The organism is Burkholderia sp. Ac-20345 (assembly GCF_017104825.1).
Taxonomy (GTDB): domain Bacteria; phylum Pseudomonadota; class Gammaproteobacteria; order Burkholderiales; family Burkholderiaceae; genus Burkholderia; species Burkholderia lata_B.
On record NZ_JAAGPO010000156.1, the window covers coordinates 1 to 26,867 of the forward strand.

Sequence of the window (26,867 nt, forward strand, 5' to 3'; positions counted from 1 at the left end):
CGCGTTCCAGGCCGGCTTGCGCCGCGCGCAAGCCGGCCTGGAACGCGCGCGCGTTCGCCGCGGTCGCGTCGGCCGACTGGCCGGGGCGGTACAGCGCCGAGCCGAGCCCGAAACCGTTCGCGCCGGCGTCGAGGAACGGCTCCATGTTGTCGGGCGAGATGCCGCCGACCGGAATCAGCGGCACCGCTTGGTCGATCACCGCGCGCCACGCCTTCACGACATGCACGCCGAGCTGCTCGGCCGGAAACATCTTCAGCACATCGGCGCCGTTCGCGAGCGCCGCGAACGCTTCCGTCGGCGTCGCCACGCCCGGCGCGCTTGCGAGGCCTAGCTCGCGTGCGCGGCGGATCACGGCCGCGTCGCTGTGCGGCATCACGATCAGCGCGCCGCCCGCGTCCTGCACGCGGTCGACATACTCGGCGCGCAGCACGGTACCCGCGCCGACGATCGCATCGTCGGGCAGCGCACGCCGCAATGCCGCGATGCTGTCGAACGGGTCCGGCGAGTTGAGCGGCACCTCGACGATCCGGAAGCCGGCTTCATAGAGCGCATGGCCGTGGTCGGCCGCTTCGGCGGGCGTGATCCCGCGCATGATCGCGATCAGCGGGCACGCGTCGAACGCACGCATCAGCGCGGCATGGGGCGCGTACGGTGCGGGCAAGGTCAGGTCGGACGGCATCGAAGGTTCCTCTGCAAACAGTTCATTGGTCGGCGCAGACGGGCTCGCCGTCCGCGCGCACGAGCCCGGCGCGCGATGCGATCCGCCACAGGCCGCGGTCGGTCGCATGCGCGACGACGCGGGCGTGCGGGTGGCCGAATTCCTGGAGCGCATCGGCGTAGCGCGCGCACAGGCTGTCGTCGCCGATCAGCAGCAGCGGCTGGTCCGCGAGCGCGATGCCGCGCTCCGCGAGCATCGCGTCGAGCGCATTGAGCTCATGGCCGATCAGCAGCCCGGACAGGTAGTCGCCCTGCGCATCGGGTGCGAGCCGGTCGGTCAGGCCGAGCGTGCGCGTGCTGAAGATCGTCGCGAGCAGCCCCGTGCGCTGCGCGCCGCGCGCGACCGAGACGCCGCGCACGAACGCCGCGCGATCGGGCGACGCGCCGGCACGCATCGTGCGGCCGAGGATCGTGTGGTCGCGCAGCACCGCGAACAGCTCGCCCGTCATGAAGGTCTGGAAGCGCTCGATCAGCCCGTCCCTCACCCACGCCCACTTCGCATGGGTGCCCGGCAGGCCGATCAGTACCCCTGAACGATCGGTGCCAAGCATGGGATCGCTCGCGAGTGCACCGAATATCTGCGTTTCTTCACCGCGCATCACGTCGGGCAGTTCGCCCGTGGCGATGACGCCCGGCACGATCGAGATCGTCGTGCCGCGCGACGTCGTCACCGTGATGAGGCCTGCAACGAGCGCATCCGCGCCGGCCGGCACCGCGACGTACGGCGCCTCGCGCCAGCCCTGTGCGCTGCCGACCATCCCGGCGGCGAGCACCGGCAGGCCCGGCGTGCGGTCGAGCCAGTCGCCGCACGCTTCCTCGAACACCGCGTCGAACGCGCGCGCGCCGCCGCCCGGCACATGCATCACGCCCGCCGCGCGGCTGCGCGTGTCGATGAGCGCGCCGTGCGCGTCGTACAGATAAGCGCGCAGCGACGTCGTGCCCCAGTCGAGCGCGATCAGCGACGGGGTGGCGGTGCTGGTGTCCGGAACGGGCCGGGTCGAAGTCGTCATCGTTTGATCCTGCGGGTACCCTGCGGCGGGCTCCAGCCCAGTTCCGCGGAAATGGCTCGCGCTTCGCGCTGCACGAGCGGAATCAGTTCGTCCATCCGGTCGTGCGGCATGTACGGAATCGTGCTCGCGACCGACACGGCCGCGACGATCGCGCCCGATGCGTCGCGGATCGGCGCGGCCACGCAACGGATCGACGCCTCGTTCTCCTCGAGATCGAACGTATAGCCGCCGGCCGCGTAATGCGCCATGCGCTGCAGGAACGCGCTCGTCTCGGGCCGGTTGTCCGGCTTGAAATTGACGCCGGCAAGCGCACGACGGGCGGCCTCGAACAGCGAGCGCCAAGTGTCGGGATCGGTGTCGAGCATCATCGCCTTGCCGATACCGGTCGACGCGAGCGGCATCCGGTGGCCGACGCGTGAACGCATCTCGAGGCCGCGCGTGCCGGGAATCTTGTCGATGTACAGGACGTCGTCGCCGTCGCGCACGCCGAGATGGATCGTGTCGAGCGTCGCTTCCGCGAGCGCCTCGAGGTGCGGGCGCGCCACCGCGGTGAGCGGCATCTGCTCGAGCGCGATCGTGCCGAGCTCGATCAACTTCGGGCCGAGCAGGTAGCCGCCCTGCACCTGGCGCAGGTAGCGCGCCTGCACGAGGCTGCTGACGAGACGGTGCGTGGTGCTGCGCGTCGTGCCGAGCGCCGCGCCGATCGCGCGCATGTCGCGCGCGCCGTTCGCGATCGCCTCGAGGATCGCAAGACCGCGCAGCAGCGTCTGCGTGCCGGCCTGCTGCGCAGCGAGATCGAGCGGCGTGCTGGTCGCGCCGATGCTGTCGGTCAGCGACGCATCGTCCGGCGTCGCGCGCCGGGCGTCGAGGGCAAGTGTGTCGGGCATCTTGGTCATGGGGCGGGCTTCTTCAACGGAACCGGTGAAGCCGTTCGCGCGAGGCCGGAACTACGTCCGGCGTCGCGACGAGGCGGCGGTCGATGCACCGAATAAAGCGCCCGGCGAACTTCATGGAAGGTGTCTCCGTGTGCGTCGGGCGCCGCGCGATGCGTGGGTCCGAAGCTGTCGATGTGCTTCGGATTGTAGGAGCGCACGCACTCGTCTCCAATATTTGAATGCGTTGCCCAAATAATGAGAATTCGGCACGAATCCGCCGCGTACGCGACGTAACGGCGGCGCCATGTGCACGGGGGCGGAACCCGCCGTGTCGCAGGTTCCGCCCCCGTTTGTTCACCGCGCGCCGCGCTTACTGCTGGCTCGTGCTGCGTGCCTGCATGTAGCGCTGGACGTCCGCGAACGACACACGGCCGTTGCCGCCCGAGTCGATCTGCCGGAAGTGGTTCGCGACATAGCCGAGGCCGGCCGCGCGGGCCTGCGATTCGGTGATCGAACCCGTGTTCTGCGAGTCGGCCGCGCTGAACTGCTGCGCGAGCTTGCGCACCACCTGCGCATGCAGCGCGGCGCCCGTCGTCTGCGTGCCGGCGGTCGGCTTGCGCGCGGCCGGCGGCACGTACGGATCGCCGAGCTGCGCCTGGCGCGCGCGCACCGGTGCGGCGGCGTCGCTCGCCTGCGCGAACGCGGATACGGATGCTGCGGCGCCGACACATGCAAGCGCCGCGGCAACGACGATGAAACGATTCTTCATATCAGGCTCCAGTCTGGAATGAGGTCGTCGACGGCAGGCGCGGCGCCACCGCGGGCGCGCGTCGCCTGCCTTGCGCATCGCATCATTGCGCGGCCGCGTTGTAGAAGGTCACGAGGTCGGCTTTCTCCTGCGGACGCGACGTATCGTCGAGATAGACCATGTGTCCGCCCTGATAGTCCTTGATCGTCAGGTTCGGTTGCGTCCCGAGCCGCGCGAGGTCGAGCTCGGTCTGGTAGAACGGCGTCGCGATGTCGTGATACCCGTTCAGCGACAGCACCTTCAGTTGCGGATTCAGCGACAGCGCCGCGGCGAGATCGGGGATCGTGTCGGGCATCGCGAGGCCGTCGTGCGTCCAGTCCCACGTGTTGATCGCATTGCTGCTCAACGAATACGCCGACTGCGCGGTGTACTTCAGCTCGTTCGGCAGGTACTTGCCGATCGTGTCGGTGAACGGCTGCGTGATGTACGTGCTCGACGGGTCGCCGCCGGATGCCAGCGGGCTCGACACCGGCACGTTCACGCGGGCGTCGTAGCGGCCGATCAGCGTGCCCGGGATCAGCGACAGCTGGAAGCTGTTGTCGAAGAAGGTCGGGATCACGTTGAAGTTCGCGTTCCACAGCGACTGCTTCACGCCGGTCGAATTCACCATCGTCGTGACGAGGGTCGGCGGCGGCGGCGTATGGCTCGCCAGGTACGCGTTCACGGCAGGCGCGTAGCTGCCGGCCGTCAGCAGGCGCATCTGGTCCGCATACTGCGGCAGGCTCGACGGGTTCGGGTTGTCGAGCTGGTAGTACGCGCCGACGGTGCCATAGGACGGCACGAAGCCCGCGCAACTCACCGGGCTCGACCCGTTGTTCGAGTTGCCGATGTAGTCGCTCGCCATGTCGCAGTTCACGTTGTAGTTCAGGATCGACGACTGCAGCACGATGCCGGCGAGCTTCACGCCGGCCGTCTCGAGCAGGTTCGCGAGCACGTCGGTGCGCGGCGTGCCGTACGATTCGCCGAACAGGTATTTCGGCGAATCGTTGCGCTGGTTCACGGCGATGTAGCGCGTCACGAAATCGCGGAACGCGGCACCGTCCTGGTCGACGCCCCAGAACGTCTGGTTCGTGTTCGGCGCGACCGCTTCGGAGAAGCCGGTGCCGATCGCATCGACGAACACGAGGTCGGTCGTGTCGAGCAGGCTTTCCTGGTTGTCGACGAACGGGAACGTCGACGTGTTCGCGTTCGGGTCGCCCGTCTGGATCCGCCGCGGGCCGAACGAGCCGAGGTGCAGCCACACCGATGCCGAGCCGGGGCCGCCGTTGTACAGGAACGTGACGGGCCGCTTCGCCGCGGGCTGGTTGTCGGCCGTATAGGCGACATAGAAGAACGATGCCTCGGGCGCACCGGTCTGCGGATTGCGCGCGACGAGGTGGCCGGCGGTGGCCGTGTAGCGGATCGTCTTGCCGTTGATGGTGATCTGGTGATGCGTGACGGCGGCCTTTTCAACCGCGGCGGAGGCGTCGAGCGACGCGTTCGCGCTCGACGAATAACTGTTCGGATCGTTGTACGCCCTGTCCACCTGACTGGCGGGATCGGCTGAGCTGTTGGCGCTGGCAGTAGCGGACGAGGTCACGTCGTCGTTGCAGGCCGTCAGAATCAGCGAAGAAAACACCACTCCCAACAACAGCTTCGCTTTGCTCGCTGGCATCGTTGCTTTCCTTCTCTCGGATGTTTTTGTGTCGAGCAGCCGGATAAGCCGCCCCCCGCCTCGATTGCGGCCGATAAGCCGAGGCGCTGGCCAATATACGCGAGCCCGTCAGCTTTGAAAAATTTTGAAATATTTGGCCGGCAGCCGGTGCGGCGCACACCTTTCAGGAATACTTCGATTCGCGAAACGTTGCATTTCACGTGCCTTTCACGGACTTTCGCGTTTACTTCGGGAAACTAAAAATCCCTGAATTTCGCGCCATATCGGCTAACAAAATCGCACGACGTCCGATATTGCTCAGCAAAACGAAATAGACGAATTCGTCTAAAGGATGTGGCCCGAAATGCGCGCGACATGAATGCGCTGCAGCGCACAAACGGCTCGAGAGCGGCGCATGAGTGTCGAAACGGTCAATGCGACGGCGCGAGCGCGCCGCCGTTCACTCCGATTGCGGCAGTTCGGCCGCACCCATCCGGCGGGCAATGACGGCCGCGCGCTGCGCCTGGTAGCCCGAGCCGCGGTGCGCGTCGAACCAGCGCGGCTTCGGCAGCATCACCGCGAGGCGCGCCGACTGCCACGCGCCGAGCCGGCTCGCGGGAATCCGGTAGTAATAGCGTGCGGCCGCCTCGGCGCCGTACACGCCGCGTCCCCACTCGACGGAATTCAGGTAGATCTCGAAGATCCGCTCCTTGTCGAGCACCGTTTCGAGCATCCACGTGATGATGAGCTCCTGCCCCTTGCGGATGTAGCTCTTCTCGCGCGACAGGAACAGGTTGCGCGCGAGCTGCTGCGTGATCGTCGAGCCGCCCGCGACGATCTTGCCGCGTGCCTTGTTCTTCTCCCACGCCTGCAGGATCGCGTCGACGTCGTAGCCGTTGTTGGTTGCGAAGGTCGAATCTTCCGACGCGATCAGCGCGCGCTTCAGGTTGCGCGAGATCTGGTCGTACGGCACCCACTGGTGCTGGATCTGCGCGGGCGGCTTGTCGCGCGACAGCCACCACGCGTCAGTGCGCATGAACGCAGTCGAGCCCGGGTTCACGAACGACCACAACGCGATCTGCGCGAGATAGAACAGTTGCGTCGCGAGCCACGCGAGCGCGAACACCGAGCCCGCGTAGACGATCCAGCGGGTCGGGCTCACCGTCCGCGTGTGCTGCGTGCCGCTCACCGCCGCCACGTGCCGCGCTCCGATCAGCTCGCCGCGAGCGCCTGGCGCAGCGCAGCCAGCACCGGTGCGCCGTCCGGCCGCACACCGCGCCAGATGAAGAACGACTCGGCCGCCTGCTCGACGAGCATCCCAAGCCCGTCGGCCGTGCGTGCGCCGAGCGACGCCGCATGCTGCATGAATACCGTCGGCTGCGCGCCGTACATCATGTCGTACGCGAGCGTGCCCGCGCCGAATGCTGCCGCGTCGCACTCCGGCAGCGCGGCATCGAGGCTGCCAGCCGTCGCGTTGATCACCACGTCGTACGGCTCCGCGCGCACGACATCGGGGCCGCCGCCCGCGAGCGTGCAGCCCGCATCGTGCGCGGCCTGCATGAACTGGCCGACGAGTGCCTCGGCCTTGCTCGCGGTACGGTTCACGATCGTGATCGACAGCGGTGCCCGGTCGAGCAGCGGCAGCACGACACCGCGCGCCGCGCCACCCGCGCCGAGCAGCAGGATGCGTGCGCCCGCCAGCGACACGCCGAGATTCGCTTCGATGTCGCGCACAAGGCCGACACCGTCGGTGTTGTCGCCGTGGATGCGGCCATCGGCGTCGATGCGCAGCGTATTCACCGCACCCGCCGCCGCCGCGCGCGGCGACAGCGTGTCGGCGAGCGCATGCGCGTCGAGCTTGAACGGCACCGTCACGTTCGCGCCGCGACCGCCTTCGGCAACGAACGCGCGCACGGCGGCGTCGAAACCGTCGACCGGCGCGAGCCGGTGCGTGTATTCGACCGGCTCGCCGGTCTGCGCGGCGAACTGCGCGTGGATGAACGGCGACTTGCTGTGCGCCACCGGATTGCCGAACACTACATAGCGGTCGGCGCCGCTCGTCGACGCAGCCGCGGTCATGATGCGCGCCCCTCTTCACTCGTGTTGCCGCTCGCGGCTTCGCCGCCTTCACCGGCCGCCGCGCCGTCCGCTTCCGCCAGCGCTTCGGCTTCGGTTTCGGCCGTCGCGTCTTCGGCGTCGATCAGCGTGTCGTCACCGCCTTCGGCGTCATCCTCTTCCTCTGCCGCGTCGCCGCTCGTCACGGTCGGCGCATCGAGCACGTTCAGCAACCGCACCGACGCCTCGATCGTCAGCTCGTCGAGCGACATCACGTCGAGCAGCACGCGCGTGCCGCGCGCATGCACGCCGAGGCCCGGCACGTGCAGCAGCAGCGGAATTTCCTCGAGGCGCACCAGGTCGCCCTTCACGACGCTCGCGACGACCTGCTTCTTCTGCTCCTGCGCAAGCCAGCGCAGGCACCAGAAATACTCCATCCGGCGCTGGTAGTCGGCGTAGGCCGTGTAGGTGTCGTCGAAGCCCTGCACGACCGCGTACAGGTCGGCGTCCTTCGGCTTGAACGGTGCGGCGAGCTTCGCGGTGACGCCATGCTGCACGCATGCAAGGAGTTGCCACTGGTTCACGAGGTCGACGTAGCGGCGCAGCGGCGACGTACTCCACGCGTACTGCGCCACGCCGAGGCCTTCGTGCGGCGCGGCCGTCGTCTGCATCCGCGTGCGCTTCGGGCCCGGTGCGCCGAAGCCGCGCTGCGAGCGGTAGATGCCCGGCACCGTGTGGTCGTGCAGGAATGCACCCCAGGTCGAGTTCGCAAGGATCGCGAGCTCCGACACGATCAGGTCGAGCGGCGACCCGCGGCGGCGCGGCGTAATCGACACGTGCTCGCCGTCGACGTAGAAGTTGTAATCGGTGTTGCGCTGCACCTCGCGCTTCAGGCCGTAGCCCGCGCGCGCGACCTGGCGCTTCTCGAACAGCGCCTGCGCGAGCGGCCACAGCACGGCGATGTCATCCTTGTGCGGATAGTCGCCGGTGCCGGCCGCGAGCGTCTCTTCGTTGACGAGCTCGTCGAGGTGGTTGTGCCGCAGGTTGTTCTTCACGAACACGAGCTCGGCGCGCGTCTCGTTCGCGACGATCTCCTGCGTTTCGCGGTTGACGATGATGTACAGCGACAGCGCCGGGCGGTAATCGCCTTCCTTCAGCGTGAACACGTCGACGACGTCGTCCGGCAGCATCGTGATCTTGTCGCCCGGCATGTAGACGGTCGACAGGCGCGTGCGCGCGATCGCATCGACCTCGTCGCCGCGCACGATGCCGAGCGCCGGCGCCGCGATGTGCACGCCGATCCGCACGCGGCCGTCGGCCAGGTGCTCGACCGAGAACGCGTCGTCGATTTCGGTCGTCGTGATGTCGTCGATCGAGAACGCCTGGACGTCCGCGCGCGGCAGGTCGTCCGGCAGTGCGCCGACCGAGACGGCCGGAAAGCCCGTGCCGTGCGGGAAGAACTCCGCGAGGAAGCGCGCCTCGTGCAGCGCACGCGGCGACGCGATGCCGCCGCAGTCGAGCATCAGCCGCGCCGGCGACACGCCGCGCGCACCGGCCGCCGCCTCCATCGCCTTGTATTCGATCGCGTTCTTGTCCGGCCGCGTCAGCAGCCCGAGCACCTTGCCCGCGAACGCGTCCGGCAGCTTGCCTGCCTTCAGCTCCTCTTCATACTGCACCTGCACGAGCGCCTGCTGGCGCTTGCGCTCGAGCGACGCGAGCGCCATCTTGAGCTGCTCTTCCGGCGCGCGCTGGTACTGGCCGCGCCCCTTGCGGCGGAAGTAGACGGGCGAGCCGTGCAGCCGCAACACCAGCGCCGCACGCTCGACCGGGCCGTACGTCGCGCCGAAGTATTCCGCGGCCAGCGCCGTATACGCGAACTCGTCGGCCGGCGCGCATTCCCACAGGAAGTCCAGGTCGATCTGCTGCGCGGCCGTGTCGGCCTCCTGCATCAGTTCGCCTGCGGCCGGCTTGTCGAATTCGATCAGCACGTCTTTCGCGCGCACCTTCGCACGCCGCCCGCCGGGCAACTCGACCTGAAATGCGTCACCCTGGCGCGACAGCACGCTGCCCGCCTTGAAACTGCCCGATTCCTCGAAGAAAACGTTCACTCAGTACTCTCGTTCAGACTGCCGGGCGCCGCGTCGGCGGCGCCGCATGATGATGGGAATTCGATCGGCCTATGGCCGGTTTAAGACGTCTTTCCGTCGCAAAAGGCGAGAACGTCGTCGACATAGTCGGCAAATTCGCTGATCCCGTGATCGCTGCCTTCGATCACGCGTGTTTTCGCGCCCGGGTAATGCGCGAGCATCTCGCGGTAATCGAGCACTTCGTCACCGGTCGCCGCGAACAGATAGTAGCGTTCGGCACGCGTGATCGCCGGCACGCGCAGCGCATCGAGCTCATGCAGGTGACGGCGCTCGACGACGATCGTGCCGCCGCCGTGGTACAGAGGCTGTTCGCCCAGATGCTGCTCGAGATCGCGCTGCGGCACGATGGCCGGATTCAGCAGCACGGCCTTCCAGCCGTGCTTTTCGGCCAGCCACGTGGCGTAATAGCCGCCGAGCGAGCTGCCGACGACAGTCACGTCGCGCGCGCCGGCCACCTCGGCTTCCGCGACCGCAATCGCTTCGAGCGGCGACACCGACAGCGACGGGCACCGCCACTCGTCGGTGCGCCCGAGCTCGACGATGCGCGCGGCGAGCTGGCGCGACTTCTGGGATTCCGGTGACGACCGGAAACCGTGCAGATACAGGATCACGTGCGGCTCCCGAGCGCATCGAGCAGCTTCTGGTGCACGCCACCGAAGCCGCCGTTGCTCATCACGAGCACGTGGTCGCCAGGGCGGGCGGCTGCGACGACGGACTTCACCAGCAGGTGCAGATCGTCGAATGCGTGCGCCTTCTCGCCCAGCGGTGCCAGCGCCTCGGCCAGATTCCAGCCGAGCGCGTCGCGCCCGGTCGGCGCGCCGTAACCGAACACGAGATCGGCGTCGGCCAGGCTCGCCGGCAATTGCGACTTCATCACACCCAGCTTCATCGTGTTCGAACGCGGCTCGAGCACCGCGAGGATGCGGGCATTCTGGCGGCCGATGCGTGCACGAAGGCCGGCGATCGTGGTGTCGATCGCGGTCGGATGGTGCGCGAAGTCGTCGTAGACGGTCACGCCGTCCACACTGCCGCGCACTTCCATGCGGCGCTTCACGTTACGGAACGACGCGAGGGATTCGGCCGCCTGCGCAGGCGGCACGCCGACGTGGCGCGCGGCGGCGATCGCCGCGAGCGCGTTCATCCGGTTGTGATCGCCCTGCACCTGCCACGCGACTTCGCCGACCCGTTCCGCATGCGAATACACCGCGAAGCGCTCGTCGACCGGCACGCCGTCCTCGGCCGGCAGCGCCTGCCAGCCGCCGTCGACACCGAACCGCTCGACCTCGCTCCAGCAGCCGCGCGCCAGCACGCGCTCGAGCGCGTCCGAGCGGCCGTTCGTGACGATCCGGCCGACACCGGGCACGGTGCGCACGAGATGGTGGAATTGCGTCTCGATCGCGGCGAGATCCGGGAAGATGTCGGCGTGATCGAATTCAAGATTGTTCAGCACGGCGGTGCGCGGCCGGTAGTGGACGAACTTCGAGCGCTTGTCGAAGAACGCCGTATCGTATTCGTCGGCCTCGATCACGAAGAAGCTCGAATCGGTGAGCCGCGCCGACACGCCGAAGTTCAGCGGCACGCCGCCGATCAGGAAGCCCGGGTTCAGGCCCGAGTCTTCCAGCAGCCACGCGAGCATCGACGACGTGGTCGTCTTGCCGTGCGTGCCGGCGACCGCGAGCACCCACTTGCCGGCCAGCACGTGCTCGCCGAGCCATTGCGGGCCCGACACGTACGGCAGGCCGCGATCCAGGATCGCCTCCATCAGCGGATTGCCGCGCGTGACGACGTTGCCGATCACGAACAGGTCCGGTTTCAGGTCGATCTGCTCGGCGCCGTAGCCCTCGATCAGCGTGATGCCCTGCGCCTCGAGCTGCGTGCTCATCGGCGGATAGACGCCCGCGTCGCAACCCGTCACCGTGTGGCCCGCCTCGCGCGCGAGTACGGCGAGACCGCCCATGAAGGTGCCGCAGATGCCAAGAATGTGGATGTGCATAGATGAATGCTTTCGCGCCGCCGGGCGCCGTCGATTCAGAAAGGATGTGTGTGCGGCGCGGCGGACGGGCCGTGCGGCCGGCGCCCGGCCAACGGCTTTTGCCGCGACACAAAGGACACTATTGTAACTGACGGCCTGCCGTGCCCGGCGGCCCGAACGCTGCGCGCGAGCGGCGCCGGCACGCCGGGCGGCAGGCGGCCGCACCCGCGCTCGGGCCCTGCGGCGATCGAGTATGATTGCCGGATCATGTCTCGCAAAACCCTTCTCGACCCGCGGCGCGTCCGCGAGGAAATCGCCCAGTCCGCCGCGCGCCTGATCGCGGAGGACGGCCTGGACTATGCCGGCGCGAAACGCAAGGCCGCGCGCCAGTTGCTGGGCGATACGCGCGTTGCCGGCGAATGGCTGCCGGATAACGACCAGATCGAGGAAGAACTGCGCGAGTACCTCGCCCTGTTCCAGGGCGACACGCAGCCGGATGAACTGCGCCGCCTGCGTGAAGTCGCGCTCGACTGGATGCGCCGGCTCGCCGAGTTCCATCCTTATGTGACGGGCGCCGTGCTGAACGGCACCGCGAACGCGCATTCGGATATCCATTTGCAGGCATTCACCGACAACCCGAAGGACGTCGCGATCTACCTGCTGAACCAGAGCGTCCAGTACGACGTATCCGAGACGCGGCACTTCGCGGGTCGCGCCGACGTCGAGACGCTCAGTTTCCTGTGGCGCCCACGGCGCGACGTGGATGCAATCGGCATCCACCTCGCGCTCTATGCGAGCGACGACCTGCGCGGCGCGGTCAAGGCCGACGCGCGCGGCCGGGTCGCCCGTGCGGATGCCGCCGTGCTGCGTGCGCTCGTCGAAGCAGGCAAGGCCCCTTCCGAACCGGAATGATTCAACGATGATGATGAAACGCATGCTGGCGCTCGCGGCCGTCGCGGCCGCCGCCGTTGCCGGCGGGCTCGCCGCCGGCCATTGGTTCCGCGGCACCGCCGATGACGGCGTCGCCGTCGCCGCACCCGCCGCACACGGCAGCCCGGTCGAACAGTTGTGGGCGGCATCGCTGACGGGCACCGACGGCAAGCCGGCCACGCTGTCCGCCTTCAAGGGCCAGAAGGTCGTCATCAATTTCTGGGCGTCATGGTGCGGCCCGTGCGTCGAGGAGATGCCGGAGCTGGTCGCGCTGTCGCACCAGTACAAACAGAAAGGCATCCGTTTCGTCGGGATCGGCGTCGATTCCGAACAGAACGTGAAGAACTTTCTGCAGAAGGTGAAGGTCGACTACCCGGTCTTCGTCAGCGGATATGCGGGCGCCGATCTGGCCCGTAATTTCGGAAATACCGCCGGCGCGTTGCCGTTTACGGTCGTCATCGACGCAACCGGCAAGATTCGCGAGACAAAATTGGGACAAATCCAACCGGCCGAGCTGAAAAAGACGCTGGACGCGCTGTAACCTGCCCAAACGGCGGCCCGCACGTTGGCGGCGATTTGCCCGTCGATCGCCGCAATTTCGCGTGAATTCGCCGATACTTTGCATGCGTGCCGGTAATTCTTGCAGGCCCTGCGCGCTCAGCCGTTCGGCAAAACTAGACAAATTTCTCTAAATAGCGCTAAAGTTCGCGCAATTCCGCAGAAATAGAAGCGACCATGACACGATTGCTGGTGTTGCACGGCCCCAACCTGAACCTTCTCGGCACCCGGGAACCGGAGGTGTACGGCCGCGTCACGCTTGCACAGATCGATCAGGCGCTTGCCGCGCGCGCCCGGGAAGCCGGCGCCGAACTGTCGTCGTTCCAGAGCAACCATGAAGGTGCGCTGGTCGACCGCATCCAGGCCGCGCGGGAGGAACAGACCGATTTCATCCTGATCAATCCGGCCGCGTATACGCACACGAGCGTCGCGATCCGGGACGCGATCGCCGGCGTTGGCATCCCGTTCGTCGAGGTTCACCTGTCGAACGTGCATCGCCGCGAAGCGTTCAGGCACCACTCCTACTTTTCCGACCAGGCCGAAGGCGTGATCTGCGGGCTCGGCTGGAAAGGTTATCTGTACGCGCTCGAGTACGCGCTGGACAAGCTGCAAGGCACGTCGCGCGGCTGATTTCGCGATCTAGATTCAGCGCCGGCCCCTCACCGGCGCTTTCACGTATTGAAAGGGGAATTCCCGATGGATCTTCGTAAGCTGAAAACTCTGATCGACCTCGTTTCCGAATCCGGCATCTCCGAGCTGGAAGTGACGGAAGGCGAAGGCAAGGTGCGCATCGTCAAGAACGCGCCGCCGGTCTACGTGCAGCCGACGGCTGGGTATGTCCCGCAAGTCAGCGCGCCCGTTCCGTCGGCCGCGCTGCCGACCGACGGCGCCGCCGCGCCGGCCGCAGGCGGCGCAGCCGCACCGGCTGTCCCGCAGGGCCACGTCGTGACGTCGCCGATGGTCGGCACGTTCTATCGTGCGCCGTCGCCGGGCGCGGATCCGTTCGTCCAGGTGGGCGACACGGTCAAGGAAGGCCAGACGATCTGCATCATCGAAGCGATGAAGCTGCTCAACGAGATCGAGTCGGACAAGGCCGGCGTGATCAAGGAAATCCTCGTCGAGAACGGCCAGGCCGTCGAATACGGCCAGCCGCTTTTCGTGATCGGCTAAGTCCGCCGCGCGGCCTGCGGGCCGCGCGCCGCCGATGCCCGCCAGGCGCCGTTCGCGCGCCCCTCGAAGAGACGAATACTCGCTATGTTTGAAAAAATCCTCATTGCCAATCGCGGTGAAATCGCGCTGCGCATCCAGCGTGCGTGCCGCGAGCTCGGCGTCAAGACGGTGGTCGTCTACTCGGAAGCCGACAAGGAAGCCAAGTACGTGCGCCTCGCGGACGAAGCCGTCTGTATCGGCCCGGCCCCGTCGAACCTGAGCTACCTGAACATGCCGGCGCTGATCAGCGCCGCGGAAGTGACTGACGCCGAGGCGATTCACCCCGGCTACGGCTTCTTGTCGGAAAACGCCGATTTCGCGGAACGCGTCGAGCAGTCGGGCTTCACGTTCATCGGCCCGCGCCCGGAAACGATCCGCATGATGGGTGACAAGGTCACCGCGAAGCAGACGATGATCAAGACCGGCGTGCCGTGCGTGCCGGGCTCGGAAGGCGCGTTGCCGGACGATCCGAAGGAGATCGTCAAGATTGCGCGCGCGATCGGCTATCCGGTCATCATCAAGGCGGCAGGCGGCGGTGGCGGGCGCGGGATGCGCGTCGTGCATACCGAGGCCGCGCTCGTCAACGCGGTCAACATGACCCGCGAGGAAGCCGGCCGTGCGTTCGGCAACCCGCAGGTGTACATGGAGAAGTTCCTCGAGAACCCGCGCCACATCGAAATCCAGGTGTTGTCCGACGCGTACAAGAACGCGATCTGGCTCGGCGAGCGCGATTGCTCGATGCAGCGCCGCCACCAGAAGGTGATCGAGGAAGCGCCGGCACCCGGCGTTCCGCGCCGCCTGATCGACCGCATTGGCGACCGCTGCGCGGACGCGTGCAAGAAGATGGGCTACCTCGGCGCGGGCACGTTCGAATTTCTGTACGAAAACGGCGAGTTCTACTTCATCGAGATGAACACGCGCGTGCAGGTCGAGCACCCGGTATCGGAGCTGATCACGGGCGTCGACATCGTGCAGGAACAGATCCGCATCGCGGCCGGCGAGAAGCTCTCGCTGCGCCAGCGCGACATCCAGTTCCGCGGACATGCGATCGAATGCCGGATCAACGCCGAAGATCCGTTCAAGTTCACGCCGTCGCCGGGCCGGATCACGTCGTGGCATACGCCGGGCGGCCCCGGCGTGCGCGTCGATTCGCACGCCTACAATGGCTATTTCGTGCCGCCGAACTATGATTCGATGATCGGCAAGCTGATCACCTACGGCGCGACGCGCGAGCAGGCAATCAGCCGGATGCGCATCGCGCTGTCGGAAATGGTCGTCGAAGGCATCCAGACCAACATCCCGCTGCACCGCGAGCTGATGATCGATTCGAAGTTCGTCGAAGGCGGCACCAGCATCCACTACCTCGAAAACCGGCTCGCCCAGAAGCAGCAGGTCGCACCGGAAGAAGCGTAAGCATGAGCTATCGCGAACTCGTCGTCGAACTGGCCCGTGAGCATGCGGAGGCGCTGTCCGATGCGCTGCTCGAACTCGGCGCGCTGTCGGTGTCCGTGGAAGACGCCGACGCCGACACGCCCGACGAACAGCCGCTCTTCGGCGAGCCGGGCCTCGTGCCCGACCGCACCGCATGGCAGCACTCGCGCGTGGTCGCGCTGCTCGCGGCCGACCACGAACCGGCCGTGCTGCTCGCGGCAGCCGCGAACGAAATCGGCGTCGCCGACACGCCGGCGTTCACCGTCCGCGAGGTCGAGGAACAGGACTGGGTGCGGCTCACGCAATCGCAGTTCGAGCCGATCCCGATCGGCGAGCGGATCTGGGTCGTGCCGTCGTGGCACGATGCGCCCGATCCCGATGCGCTCATCCTCGAACTCGATCCGGGCCTTGCATTCGGCACCGGCAGCCACCCGACCACGCGCCTGTGCATGGAATGGCTCGAGCAGTCGGTGAAGCCCGGCCAGTCGGTGCTCGACTACGGCTGCGGCTCGGGCATTCTCGCGATCCTCGCGAAGAAATGCGGGGCGAACCCCGTCATCGGCATCGACATCGATCCGCAGGCGGTCGAATCGGCGCGGCAGAACAGCGAACGCAACCGTGCTGAAGTCACGTACGGCCTGCCCGATGCATGTCCGGACGGCGAATTCGACATCGTCGTCGCGAACATCCTGTCGAACCCGCTGAAGCTGATGGCGTCGATGCTCGCATCGAAGGTCAAGCCGGGCGGGCGCATCGCGCTGTCGGGCGTGCTTGCGCGCCAGGCGGACGAAGTCGCGGCCGTCTACGCACGCTACGTCGACATCTCGGTCTGGCGCGAACACGAAGGTTGGGTATGCCTTGCCGGAACCCGGCGCGAAAGCCATTAGAATAGCGCTGTCCTTCACTCTGGCCAGCAGGCCGCCCGGCTCGACATGCTTCTTGCGACGCGCTGCCCTCATTGCGAAACCGTCTTCCGGCTGCAGCAGGAACAGCTCTCGCTGCACCAAGGGCTCGTGCGCTGCGGGCACTGCCACGAAGTCTTCAACGCATCCGAGTCGCTCGTTCCCGAGCACGCGCAGCAGCCCGAGCCGGTCCTGGCCGAACCGGCTGCCGCGCCGGACGACGGCGACGCGCACCATCAGGCCCCGCCTCGGCTGTTCACCGCCGAAGCGCCGGCCGGATCACCTTCGGACACCGATTACAAGCCGGAAGGCTGGGACATGTGGGCGCCGTGGCTCGATGCCGGCGTCGACCCGTCGCTGCAGCACAGCGTGCAGACCGTGCGCACCGAGCCGCTGATCCCGCTCGCACTTCCGTCCACCGAAGCCGGTGTCGTTCACCTGTCGGGCACACCCGCACCGTTCGCGCCCTCCCCGGCCGAGCTGGACACCTCCGCTGCCGTCGCGCACCCAGCCGAATCGCTGCAGACGCAGACGCAACAGGACACCGAACCATCGGCCGCGGCCGTCGAACGCGACTCACGTGAGCCCCGCTTCGTCGCCCACCTTCCATCGGACGCAGATACCGCTCGCGATACCGCCGAACCCGTCGGCACCGCACACTTCGCCGTGCCGGACGACGAACGCGCGCCGCGCGAACCGCGTTTTGCGTTCGCACCGGCACCGGCCGTCGCCGTCGCCGAAGCAGAAACCGGATCCGAACCCGACACCGGCTCCGGCACCGCTCGGCACGACGAGACGCCAGCCGCGACCACCAACGCGCCGGCCGCACCGTTTCCCGCTGCGCTGACCGACGACGATCGTCCGCACTTCGCCGTCACGCGCGAGACGCGCGCGCCGCAGCGGCGCGGCATGCTCGGCGGCTTTTTCGGCGGCCTCGTCGCTGCCGTACTGGCCGTGCTGCTCGTCACGCAACTCGCGTGGTGGCAACGCGAATCGCTGATGATCTACTGGCCCGTCACGCAGGGCTGGTTCCGGCAGGCCTGCGCGCCGCTCGGCTGCAAGGTCGCGCCGCCGCGCGCGATCGACGGCCTGCGGCTCGACGCCACCGACCTGCGCCAGCTCGACGGCCCGCGCGAGCTCGAGCTGAAGGTGCCGCTGACGAACCGCTACCGCGTCGCACTCGCCTACCCGTCGCTCGAGCTGACGCTGCTCGACGACACGAATCACGTCACCGTGCGTCGCGTACTCGCGCCGCGCGACTACGTGCGCCCGGGCACGCCGATCGACGCCGGGCTGCCGCCCGGCACGACGCAGACGATGGTCGTCCGCCTCGAAACGAACGGCACGCCCGCCTCGAATTTCCGCGTCCAGATTTTCTATCCGTGACGCGCCGCGGCGCGCACATGCGCGCCCGTCTCAACCCGCGCGCCCGAGCGGCGCGCTATTTCGGAGCACGAACATGAGCAAAGTTACGCTGGGTGGCAACCCGATCGATCTCGCCGGCACGTTCCCGGCCGTCGGCGCACAAGGCGCCGACTTCAAGCTGGTCGGCAAGGATCTCGCCGACCTGTCGCTCGCCAGCTTCGCCGGCAAGCGCAAGGTGCTGAACATCGTCCCGAGCCTCGACACGCCGACCTGCGCGACGTCGACCCGCAAGTTCAACGAAGCCGCATCGTCGCTCGACAACACGGTCGTCGTCGTCGTGTCCGCCGACCTGCCGTTCGCCGCTACGCGCTTCTGCACGACCGAAGGCCTCGAGAATGTCGTGACGGCTTCGACGTTCCGCACCGGCCGCGCGTTCGCGAACGCGTACGGCGTCGACGTGACGAGCGGCCCGCTGAACGGCCTGACCGCACGCGCGGTCGTCGTGCTCGACGCGCAGGACAAGGTGATCCATGCGGAACTCGTCGGCGAAATCAAGGACGAGCCGAACTACGATGCAGCGCTCGCCGCACTGAAGTAAGCTTTCTTTCGCTTTCCCCTGCCGCGCCGCGCCTTTCGCGCGGCGTTGTCGCGCAGGGTCCCTCATTTCTACAGGAACGCACACCTTGGCTACGTTGATTTGCGGCTCGATCGCCTACGATTCCATCATGACCTTCGAGGGGCGGTTCCGCGAGCACATCCTGCCCGACCAGGTGCACCTCATCAACCTGAGCTTCCTCGTGCCGACGATGCGCCGCGAATTCGGCGGCTGCGCAGGCAACATCGCGTACGCGCTGCACCTGCTCGGCGGCGATGCGCGGATCATGGGGACGGTAGGCGCGCTCGACGCTCAGTCGTATCTCGACCGGCTCGACCAGCTCGGCCTGCGCCGCGATCACGTTCGCGTGCTGCCCGACACGTATACGGCGCAGGCGATGATCACGACCGATCTCGACAACAACCAGATCACGGCGTTCCACCCGGGCGCGATGATGCAGTCGCACCTGAACCACGCGGGCGACGCGCCGGGCATCAAGCTCGCGATCGTCGGCCCTGACGGCTTCGACGGGATGGTGCAGCACGTGGAAGAACTCGCCAAGGCCGGCGTACCGTTCGTGTTCGATCCGGGCCAGGGCCTGCCGCTGTTCGACGGTGCGACGCTGCGCCGCAGCATTGAACTTGCGACCTATGTAGCGGTCAACGACTACGAGGCCAAGCTGGTGAGCGACAAGACGGGATGGTCCGAAGATGAAATCGCCAGCCGGGTCGACGCGCTCGTCATCACACGTGGCGAGCACGGCGCGACCATCCGCCACAAGCAGGGTACGGAGCAGATCCCTGTCGTGCCGGCCGAGCGCATCTCCGATCCGACCGGCTGCGGCGATGCCTTCCGGGGTGGCCTGCTGTACGGCATCGAGCACGGCCTCGACTGGGCAACCACGGGCCGCCTCGCGAGCCTGATGGGCTCGATCAAGATCGCCCACCAGGGGCCCCAGACTTACGTACTGACGCGCGCCGAGATCGACGCGCGTTTCGAGACTGCATTCGGTTACAGTCTCAAATGAATATTGTGGGAGAGCAAAGATGTTGACGAAAAAGACCCTCACGCTCGCGGCCATGCTGACGGCCTCGCTGACGCTCACCGGCTGCTTCACTGCACCCGGCTCGGCGGATGTCTATAGCGTCGGCCAGGCGCAGCGTGAACAGACGGTCCGCATGGGTACGGTCGAAAGCGTCCGTGCGGTGCGCATCCAGTCCGACGGCGGCGGCAGCGCGATCGGCACGCTCGGCGGCGGCGCACTCGGTGCGGTGGCAGGCAGCGCGATCGGCGGCGGCAAGGGGTCGATCCTGACCGCGATCGCCGGCGGTCTCGTCGGCGCGGTCGCGGGCAACGCGGTCGGCGAAAACCTCAGCACGGCGAACGGTGTCGAAATCACCGTGCGCCTCGACAACGGCGATCTGCGCTCGATCACGCAGGCGGCAAGCGGCGAAGCGTTCCGCGCCGGCGAGCGGGTTCGACTGCTGTCGAGCGGCGGCGTCACGCGCGTCACGCACTAACAGGTACCTCAGCACGCGGCGCAAGCCGCGGTCGAACGCATGTGCGAAGCTGCACATGCGTTTTTTTTCGTCCGTACTCGCCGCAGCCGGCATACGGGCACCCGGCATACGGGCACCGGCGCACGAGCACCCCACACATCGGCAAAGAAGGACGAAAAAAATCCCGCCACCTGAGCCAGATGGCGGGACTGATTGAGTAGCGCTACTCAACCCACGGACACCACGTGAGTGTCCGGGTGGTACAGGTCAGCCTCGATTACGGACGGCTGCCGGTCGGGAACGGCCATGCCGCTGCCGGGTTGAGCGCGGTCTTCACGCCCGATGCCGGCGCAACCGATGCGGTCGACGCGGTCGTTGCCGGCGCAGCCTTCTTCACGACGGCCTTCTTCGGAGCAGCAGCCTTCTTCGGAGCAGCAGCCTTCTTCGCAGCAGCCGGAGCGGGAGCCGGAGCAGCAGCGGCAGCCTTCTTCGCCGGAGCAGCGGCCTTCTTCGCAGGGGCAGCCTTCTTCGCAGCAGGCGCAGCCTTCTTCGCGGCAGCCTTCTTCGCAGGCGCAGCCTTCTTCGCAGCAGCCTTCTTCGCCGGCGCGGCCTTCTTCGCAGCAGCCTTCTTAGCCGGTGCGGCCTTCTTCGCAGCAACCTTCTTCACTGCGACTTTCTTGGCTGCAACCTTCTTCGCTGCGGCCTTCTTCGCCGGTGCCGCCTTCTTCGCAGCAACCTTCTTCACTGCGACCTTCTTGGCTGCAACCTTCTTCGTTGCGACCTTCTTAGCAGCAACCTTCTTCACTGCTGCCTTCTTCGCCGGTGCTGCCTTCTTCGCGGCAACCTTCTTCACCGCGACCTTCTTGGCAGCAACCTTCTTCACTGCAGCGGCCTTCTTCGCCGGCGCAGCAGCCTTCTTCGCAGCGACCTTCTTCACTGCGGCCTTCTTTGCAGCCGGTTTCTTCTTGGCAAGTGCCATGTTGTTCTCCTTCAGGTTCAGATGAGAGTCAGTTCAAACTACACCCTTCGTCAAAACCCGCTTCCCGCGGACGCTGTTCAGGACGTGCGCTTCGAAGCGGGCTATTCATCGGCGTACGCGGATACCACGCGCTTACGCTAATGAATACGGTATGGCGCGCGTGACCACCCGGCCTCGCGCGCCAAATCAAGTCGGTAGCCAGCGCACCTCGCGCCGCTACCCCTAATCGCTTGATCAAGCGGACCGCCACACGGCTGTCCGCTTTTTCCGGAGGGAAGTTTGCCCATCCCACTGAAGGGTTCGCAAAGTGCCTGTCGTGTCGTCGTGCCGTTAAGGCACCGGGCATGCTTTGCATCAGGCGTTCTTGCTCCTAAACCTAGGGCCGGGGCCGAGAGGCCGCCGGCTGCTCCATCATGTGACGGGTTCGCTGCTGCGGGTTATTCCCAGGACAGCGCGCCGCCCGTCTGATACTCGATCACACGCGTCTCGAAGAAGTTGCGTTCCTTCTTCAGGTCGATCATCTCGCTCATCCACGGGAACGGGTTTTCCTCGTTCGGGTACAGCGGGTCGAGGCCGATCTGCTGGCAACGACGGTTGCTGATGAAGCGCAGATAGCTCTTGAACATCGACGCGTTCAAACCCAGCACGCCGCGCGGCATCGTGTCCTCGGCGTAGCGGTATTCGAGTTCGACAGCCTGCTTGAACAGCTCGCGGATCTCGGCGCGGAATTCGGCGGTCCAGAGATGCGGATTCTCGAGCTTGATCTGGTTGATCAGGTCGATGCCGAAGTTGCAGTGCATCGACTCGTCGCGCAGGATGTACTGATATTGCTCTGCAGCACCCGTCATCTTGTTCTGGCGGCCGAGCGCGAGGATCTGCGTGAACCCGACATAGAAGAACAGGCCTTCCATGATGCAGGCGAACACGATCAGCGACTTCAGCAGCTTCTGATCCGCTTCGAGCGTGCCGGTCTTGAAGGCCGGATCCGTCAGCGTGTGGATGAACGGGATCAGGAATTCGTCCTTCGCGCGGATCGACGTGACCTCGTGGTACGCGTTGAAGATCTCGCCTTCGTCGAGACCGAGCGATTCGACAATGTATTGGTACGCGTGCGTGTGGATCGCCTCTTCGAACGCCTGGCGCAGCAGGAACTGCCGGCACTCGGGCGCCGTGATGTGGCGGTACGTGCCGAGCACGATGTTGTTCGCCGCGAGCGAATCGGCCGTCACGAAGAAGCCGAGGTTGCGCTTCACGATGCGGCGCTCGTCCTCGGTCAGACCGTTCGGGTCCTTCCACAGAGCGATGTCGCGGGACATGTTGATTTCCTGCGGCATCCAGTGGTTCGCGCAACCGGCCAGATACTTTTCCCACGCCCACTTGTACTTGAACGGCACCAGCTGATTGACGTCAGTCTGGCCGTTGATGATGCGCTTGTCGGCGACATTGACCCGCGCTTCCGAACCGCCGGCGGGAACAGCCGATGCTTGCGGCGGCACCGCAAGATCGCCTTCGAAAATGTCGCGGACCTGATGGGCGGCAGGCGTTGCAGCCTGCAGTCCGACAGCCGTTCCTGCGGAGGTGCGCATCGCGTTTTGCTGCGCTCCGCTCGCGGGAGTTACGGCAGTCTTCTCTTCATCCCAGTTGAGCATAAATTCTCACCATCAATTTAGAACGGTTTGTACCATCTTTTCCTGAGCGATAAAAGGGTTCGCTCACGAAAAATCCTTTTTTCGATTCGCGTTGCGACCTCGATACAACACTTTGAGCAACGCATCGTCGTTCATGCAGAGCGCGACGTGTGTCGCGCGTGTATCGCGAGGTGCGCTCGACGCATCGAACGCTGATCGAAACGCGACGTCGTCGGGGATGTTTCGATCGCTTGTCACTGCCTGCAACGCAGGTGCCGCGTTACAGATTCCTTATCATTTTTTTAGTTGAGAGCGGCGCACACTTCAACCTCGATCGGTTGTCGTGTGCGCCGCGCTGACCTTCTTCTCAGGTCAGGCGCACTGCGTTACTGGCACGCTTCGCACTCGTCGAAGCCAGGATCGCCCGGACGCATCGTGCACACCGGACCATCTGCCTCGACCGGCGCGAGTGCCGGTGCTGCGTCGACTGCACCCGACGACGATGCTGCACCGCCTGCCGCACCGAAGCCGCCGGCTGCGCCTTGCGCGCCGCCGCTGCTCGAACCGCCGCTCGTCGGCACTGCGTTCAGCGCGCCGTGTGCGACCGTCGACTTCTCGACGTGCGTCGCCGCCATCGTGCGGAGGTAGTAGGTCGTCTTCAGGCCGCGCAGCCATGCGAGCTTGTAGACCTCGTCGAGCTTCTTGCCCGACGCGCCGCCCATGTAGATGTTCAGCGACTGCGCCTGGTCGATCCACTTCTGGCGACGCGATGCCGCTTCGACCAGCCACGTCGGGTCGACCTCGAACGCGGTCGCGTAGATCGCGCGCAGGTCGGCCGGGATGCGGTCGATGCGCGACAGCATGCCGTCGAAGTACTTCAGGTCGGCAACCATCACTTCGTCCCACAGGCCGCGTTCCTTCAGGTCGCGCACCAGGTACTCGTTCACCACCGTGAATTCGCCCGACAGGTTCGACTTCACGTACAGGTTCTGGAAGGTCGGCTCGATACAGGCCGACACGCCGATGATGTTCGAGATCGTCGCCGTCGGCGCGATCGCGACGCAGTTCGAGTTGCGCATGCCGTGCGTGGCGATCCGCGAACGCAGCGACGTCCAGTCGAGCGATTCGGACGTGTCGACCTCGACGTAGCCGCCGCGCGCTTCGGCGAGCAGCTTCAGCGTGTCCTGCGGGAGGATGCCGCGATCCCACAGCGAACCGCGGTAGCTCGAGTAGCGGCCGCGCTCCTCGGCCAGCTCGGTCGACGCGTGGTACGCGTAGTAGCAGACCGCTTCCATCGAACGGTCGGCGAACTCGACCGCCGCTTCCGACGCGTACGGCGTGCGCAGCAGGTGCAGGCAGTCCTGGAAGCCCATGATGCCCATGCCGACCGGGCGATGCTTCAGGTTCGAGTTACGTGCCTTCGCCACCGCGTAGTAGTTGATGTCGATCACGTTGTCGAGCATGCGCATCGCGACGCTGATCGTGCGCTTCAGCTTGTCGTGGTCGAGCGCGTAGCTGCCGTCGGCCTGCTTCACCAGGTGGGCGACGAGGTTCACCGAGCCGAGGTTGCACACCGCGATTTCGGTGTCGCTCGTGTTCAGCGTGATTTCCGTGCACAGGTTCGACGAGTGGACGACGCCGACGTGCTGCTGCGGCGAGCGGATGTTGCACGGATCCTTGAACGTGATCCACGGGTGGCCCGTCTCGAACAGCATGCCGAGCATCTTGCGCCACAGTTGCGCCGCCGGGATCTTCTTGAACAGCTTGATCTCGCCGCGCGCGACCTTGTCTTCGTAAGCCGTGTAAGCCGCCTCGAATTCCGCGCCGAACTTGTCGTGCAGGTCCGGGCAGGTCGACGGCGAGAACAGCGTCCAGTCGGCGCCTTCCATCACGCGCTTCATGAACAGGTCGGGAATCCAGTTCGCCGTGTTCATGTCGTGCGTACGGCGGCGGTCGTCGCCCGTGTTCTTGCGCAGCTCCAGGAACTCCTCGATGTCGAGGTGCCACGATTCGAGGTACGCGCAGACCGCGCCCTTGCGCTTGCCGCCCTGGTTGACCGCGACGGCCGTGTCGTTCACGACCTTCAGGAACGGGACCACGCCTTGCGACTTGCCGTTCGTGCCCTTGATATGCGAGCCGAGTGCACGCACGCGCGTCCAGTCGTTGCCCAGGCCGCCGGCGAACTTCGACAGCAGCGCGTTTTCCTTCAGCGCTTCATAGATGCCGTCGAGATCGTCCGCGACCGTCGTCAGGTAGCACGACGACAGCTGCGAGCGGTGCGTGCCCGAGTTGAACAGCGTCGGCGTCGAGCTCATGAAGTCGAAGCTGGACAGCACGTTGTAGAACTCGATCGCGCGCGTTTCGCGGTCGATCTCGTTCAGCGACAGGCCCATCGCGACGCGCATGAAGAATGCCTGCGGCATTTCGATGCGGGTGCCTTCGACGTGCAGGAAGTAGCGGTCGTACAGCGTCTGCAGGCCGAGGTAGCCGAACTGCAGGTCGCGGTTCGCGTCGAGCGCTTCGCCGAGACGCTTCAGGTCGAACTGCAGCAGCTTGTCGTCGAGCAGGCCGGCGTCGACGCCGCGCTTCAGGAACTGCGGGAAGTATTCCGCGTAACGGGCCGACATCTCGGCCTGAACCACTTCCTCACCGAGGATCTCGCGACGGATCGTGTGCAGCAGGATGCGGGACGTGACCTGGCTGTATGCCGGATCCTTCTCGATCATCGTGCGCGCAGCCAGGATCGCCGAGTCGTAGACCTGGCTCATCGGCACGCCGTCGTACAGGTTCTTCACCGTTTCCGCGACGATCGGGTCAGGGTTAACCGCAGCGCCGAGGCCGTCGCATGCCGACACGATCAGCCCGCGCAGCGCGTTCAGGTCGAGCGGACGCGTGACGCCGTTGTCGACGACGTTGATGCCGGTACTCGCCTCGCCGCCTGCTGCCGCTGCTTCCTCGCCCGCATGCTGGCGCTCGAGGTGACGCTTCTCGCGATACAGCACGTACGCACGCGCGACGTTGTGCTCGCCGCCGCGCATCAGCGCGAGTTCGACCTGGTCCTGGATGTCTTCGATATGGAACGTACCGCCGTTCGGGCGGCTGCGCACGAGCGCGCGCACGACGTTGTGCGTCAGTTGCTCGACCTGCTCGCGCACGCGCGCCGATGCCGCACCCTGCCCGCCATTGACGGCCAGGAAAGCCTTGGTCACCGCGATCGCGATCTTCGAAGGTTCGAACGATACGACGCTGCCGTTGCGGCGGATCACCTTGTAGTCGGCGAACGTGGCCTGCGGCGCGAGCGCCTTCGCGCCCTGTTCGGTCCCGCCGAGCGGACGGCTCGAGGCGCTCTCGTACTGGGACGTCGCGTTGTCGGTGGTTTGCATGTGCAAAGCTCCTGGTGTTGGATGGTGCGGAGAGAACCCGCGGATTAAAACGAACGCTGCGCAACGTGGTGCGCGAGCGGTAAGAGGCGAGCGATGCGCCGGGGAAGCCGGTTCGGCCGATGCGCGACAACCGATCCGGTCGTGTGCTTCGTCATGTGTACCCTGCCCCGTCGAAGTTCGCTGCGCTGATCGCGACGCCCGGACCGCCCGGCCTGACGCGCCGCCCTGAGAACCCTGTCCGCCGGCGTTGCCCGCCGGCCGGTGCCGCTCGGGTTTCCCCTGCGACACACACTATATCTAGTGCAGAACTGCTCAACTGGCACCAAGTATAGTGGACATTCGGAGGACGTCCAAACGGATAATTTGCGATGGAGGTCTTGACATCGCTCACGCGCAGACACGACAAGGCATTGGTCGGAGAAAAAACTTTCTCCGGTCAAAAAACCCCGCGATCAGTGCTGACGGAAAGGAAAGTATTCGGCGGAAAAACCGGCATCGCTCGCGAAGCGTTGCCAATCGAAATGCGGACCGGGGTCGGTCTTGCGGCCCGGCGCGACGTCCGAGTGCCCCGCGAATGCGTCGACCGGGTAGCGTGCGGCGAGCGCGCGGGAGAGCGCGGCGAGCACCGCGTATTGCGCGTCGTCGAACGGCACGTCGTCCGCGCCTTCGAGCTCGATGCCGATCGAGAAGTCGTTGCAGCGCGCCCGGCCGAAGAACTCGGACGAGCCCGCGTGCCACGCACGCTCGTCGCACGACACGAACTGCACGAGCTCGCCGCTGCGGCGGATCAGGAAGTGCGCGGACACGCGCACGCCGCGCAGGTGGCTCTGGTAATAGGGGTGCGCATCGCAGTCGAGGCGATTCAGGAACAGCGCCTCGATCGCATCGCCGCCAAATTCGCCGGGCGGCAGGCTGATGTTGTGGACGACCACGAGCGTCGGCACCGCGCCTGCGGGCCGCACCTCGAAGTTCGGCGACGGCGCATGCCGCGCTTCGCGCACCCAGCCGTTCGCGTCGACCGACAGCAGCGGCGCATCGCTCATCGTGCGTCGCGACCGCTCGTACGTGCGGCGTGGCGCTGCGCGTGCTCCGCGCTGCAGAAGTATTCACCGCCCGCGACGATAGCGTCGCCCTTCGGCGCATGCACGCCGCATTCGGCGCAGCGCAAGAG

Annotated in this window: 26 protein-coding genes; 10 read left to right on the top strand and 16 right to left on the bottom strand. The window is 66.4% G+C overall.

Translation table 11 applies throughout. The features are described from left to right. From G3O06_RS35125 to mpl, 10 genes are all read right to left on the bottom strand, one after another. The coding region (locus tag G3O06_RS35125; protein WP_205818951.1) for a 2-dehydro-3-deoxy-6-phosphogalactonate aldolase at positions 1–679 on the bottom strand (679 nt) is incomplete at its 3' end. 22 nt (positions 680–701) lie between these two features. After that, positions 702–1,727 carry a 2-dehydro-3-deoxygalactonokinase gene (locus tag G3O06_RS35130; RefSeq protein ID WP_174916835.1) on the bottom strand — a complete coding sequence of 342 codons (1,026 nt, stop codon included), beginning with the start codon at positions 1,725–1,727 and terminating at the stop codon, positions 702–704. Next, a complete protein-coding gene (locus G3O06_RS35135) occupies positions 1,724–2,623 on the bottom strand; it encodes an IclR family transcriptional regulator (RefSeq protein WP_011350890.1) in 900 nt (299 codons plus the stop codon). Before G3O06_RS35135 ends, G3O06_RS35130 begins: the two co-directional genes overlap by 4 nt. Positions 2,624–2,972: 349 nt before the next feature. After that, positions 2,973–3,371 carry an EF-hand domain-containing protein gene (locus G3O06_RS35140; protein WP_174972108.1) on the bottom strand — a complete coding sequence of 133 codons (399 nt, stop codon included), beginning with the start codon at positions 3,369–3,371 and terminating at the stop codon, positions 2,973–2,975. An 82-nt stretch (positions 3,372–3,453) separates the two neighbouring features. Continuing rightward, positions 3,454–5,064: a peptidase S10 gene (locus G3O06_RS35145; protein WP_205818952.1), complete on the bottom strand. Its 1,611-nt coding sequence runs from the start codon at positions 5,062–5,064 to the stop codon at positions 3,454–3,456. 439 nt (positions 5,065–5,503) lie between these two features. Then, positions 5,504–6,241: a monofunctional biosynthetic peptidoglycan transglycosylase gene (gene mtgA / locus G3O06_RS35150; RefSeq protein ID WP_174916832.1), complete on the bottom strand. Its 738-nt coding sequence runs from the start codon at positions 6,239–6,241 to the stop codon at positions 5,504–5,506. A gap of 14 nt (positions 6,242–6,255) precedes the next feature. After that, positions 6,256–7,122: a shikimate dehydrogenase gene (gene aroE, locus G3O06_RS35155; RefSeq protein ID WP_174916831.1), complete on the bottom strand. Its 867-nt coding sequence runs from the start codon at positions 7,120–7,122 to the stop codon at positions 6,256–6,258. Then, complete coding sequence (locus G3O06_RS35160) at positions 7,119–9,206, bottom strand: RNB domain-containing ribonuclease (protein ID WP_205818953.1); 2,088 nt, start codon at positions 9,204–9,206, stop codon at positions 7,119–7,121. Before G3O06_RS35160 ends, aroE begins: the two co-directional genes overlap by 4 nt. Positions 9,207–9,286: 80 nt before the next feature. Next, on the bottom strand, positions 9,287–9,856 hold the full coding sequence (locus G3O06_RS35165) for a YqiA/YcfP family alpha/beta fold hydrolase (protein WP_205818954.1): 570 nt from the start codon (positions 9,854–9,856) through the stop codon (positions 9,287–9,289). Then, a complete protein-coding gene (mpl, locus tag G3O06_RS35170; RefSeq protein ID WP_241020404.1) occupies positions 9,853–11,277 on the bottom strand; it encodes a UDP-N-acetylmuramate:L-alanyl-gamma-D-glutamyl-meso-diaminopimelate ligase in 1,425 nt (474 codons plus the stop codon). Before mpl ends, G3O06_RS35165 begins: the two co-directional genes overlap by 4 nt. Before the next feature lie 207 nt (positions 11,278–11,484). Here mpl and G3O06_RS35175 point away from each other — a divergent pair, with 207 nt between their 5' ends. The 10 genes from G3O06_RS35175 to G3O06_RS35220 all read left to right on the top strand — a co-directional run bounded on the left by G3O06_RS35175 (position 11,485) and on the right by G3O06_RS35220 (position 19,727). Beyond that, positions 11,485–12,129 carry a UDP-N-acetylmuramate--alanine ligase gene (locus G3O06_RS35175; protein WP_205818955.1) on the top strand — a complete coding sequence of 215 codons (645 nt, stop codon included), beginning with the start codon at positions 11,485–11,487 and terminating at the stop codon, positions 12,127–12,129. 7 nt (positions 12,130–12,136) lie between these two features. Continuing rightward, complete coding sequence (locus tag G3O06_RS35180) at positions 12,137–12,688, top strand: TlpA disulfide reductase family protein (RefSeq protein WP_205818956.1); 552 nt, start codon at positions 12,137–12,139, stop codon at positions 12,686–12,688. 194 nt (positions 12,689–12,882) lie between these two features. Further along, positions 12,883–13,335 carry a type II 3-dehydroquinate dehydratase gene (gene aroQ / locus G3O06_RS35185; RefSeq protein WP_011350880.1) on the top strand — a complete coding sequence of 151 codons (453 nt, stop codon included), beginning with the start codon at positions 12,883–12,885 and terminating at the stop codon, positions 13,333–13,335. A gap of 66 nt (positions 13,336–13,401) precedes the next feature. Continuing rightward, positions 13,402–13,875 carry an acetyl-CoA carboxylase biotin carboxyl carrier protein gene (gene accB / locus G3O06_RS35190; protein ID WP_174916827.1) on the top strand — a complete coding sequence of 158 codons (474 nt, stop codon included), beginning with the start codon at positions 13,402–13,404 and terminating at the stop codon, positions 13,873–13,875. 84 nt (positions 13,876–13,959) lie between these two features. Beyond that, positions 13,960–15,327 (top strand): acetyl-CoA carboxylase biotin carboxylase subunit, encoded by a 1,368-nt coding sequence (gene accC / locus G3O06_RS35195; RefSeq protein ID WP_205818957.1) that lies wholly within the window; start codon positions 13,960–13,962, stop codon positions 15,325–15,327. Between the two features lie 2 nt (positions 15,328–15,329). Beyond that, the gene (gene prmA / locus G3O06_RS35200) at positions 15,330–16,232 is read left to right on the top strand and encodes a 50S ribosomal protein L11 methyltransferase (protein ID WP_174916826.1); all 903 of its coding nucleotides are present in this window, start codon (positions 15,330–15,332) and stop codon (positions 16,230–16,232) included. Positions 16,233–16,277: 45 nt separating this feature from the next. Further along, positions 16,278–17,633, top strand: coding sequence for a zinc-ribbon and DUF3426 domain-containing protein (locus G3O06_RS35205; protein ID WP_205818958.1), 1,356 nt, complete (start codon positions 16,278–16,280; stop codon positions 17,631–17,633). 73 nt (positions 17,634–17,706) lie between these two features. Then, the gene (gene tpx / locus G3O06_RS35210) at positions 17,707–18,210 is read left to right on the top strand and encodes a thiol peroxidase (RefSeq protein ID WP_011350875.1); all 504 of its coding nucleotides are present in this window, start codon (positions 17,707–17,709) and stop codon (positions 18,208–18,210) included. Positions 18,211–18,295: 85 nt separating this feature from the next. Beyond that, complete coding sequence (locus G3O06_RS35215) at positions 18,296–19,234, top strand: carbohydrate kinase family protein (protein ID WP_174954194.1); 939 nt, start codon at positions 18,296–18,298, stop codon at positions 19,232–19,234. A gap of 19 nt (positions 19,235–19,253) precedes the next feature. Then, positions 19,254–19,727 (top strand): glycine zipper 2TM domain-containing protein, encoded by a 474-nt coding sequence (locus G3O06_RS35220; RefSeq protein ID WP_021161893.1) that lies wholly within the window; start codon positions 19,254–19,256, stop codon positions 19,725–19,727. Positions 19,728–19,983: 256 nt separating this feature from the next. On the opposite strand, the gene G3O06_RS35225 is transcribed toward G3O06_RS35220, so the two are convergent. From G3O06_RS35225 to G3O06_RS35250, 6 genes are all read right to left on the bottom strand, one after another. Next, positions 19,984–20,685, bottom strand: a complete 702-nt coding sequence (locus G3O06_RS35225) for a histone H1-like DNA-binding protein (protein ID WP_174972118.1) — start codon at positions 20,683–20,685, stop codon at positions 19,984–19,986. 28 nt (positions 20,686–20,713) lie between these two features. Beyond that, the gene (locus G3O06_RS35230; RefSeq protein WP_205818959.1) at positions 20,714–21,040 is read right to left on the bottom strand and encodes a hypothetical protein; all 327 of its coding nucleotides are present in this window, start codon (positions 21,038–21,040) and stop codon (positions 20,714–20,716) included. An 82-nt stretch (positions 21,041–21,122) separates the two neighbouring features. Next, entirely contained in the window at positions 21,123–22,334 is a 1,212-nt protein-coding gene (locus tag G3O06_RS35235; RefSeq protein ID WP_039353057.1) for a ribonucleotide-diphosphate reductase subunit beta, read from the bottom strand. Between the two features lie 365 nt (positions 22,335–22,699). Next, positions 22,700–25,696, bottom strand: coding sequence for a ribonucleoside-diphosphate reductase subunit alpha (locus tag G3O06_RS35240; protein ID WP_174916822.1), 2,997 nt, complete (start codon positions 25,694–25,696; stop codon positions 22,700–22,702). Between the two features lie 452 nt (positions 25,697–26,148). Beyond that, a complete protein-coding gene (ampD, locus tag G3O06_RS35245; RefSeq protein WP_174916821.1) occupies positions 26,149–26,739 on the bottom strand; it encodes a 1,6-anhydro-N-acetylmuramyl-L-alanine amidase AmpD in 591 nt (196 codons plus the stop codon). Next, positions 26,736–26,867 (bottom strand): PP0621 family protein (locus G3O06_RS35250; RefSeq protein WP_277403768.1); only part of this gene is annotated, 132 nt, incomplete at its 5' end. The genes G3O06_RS35250 and ampD, both read right to left, overlap by 4 nt.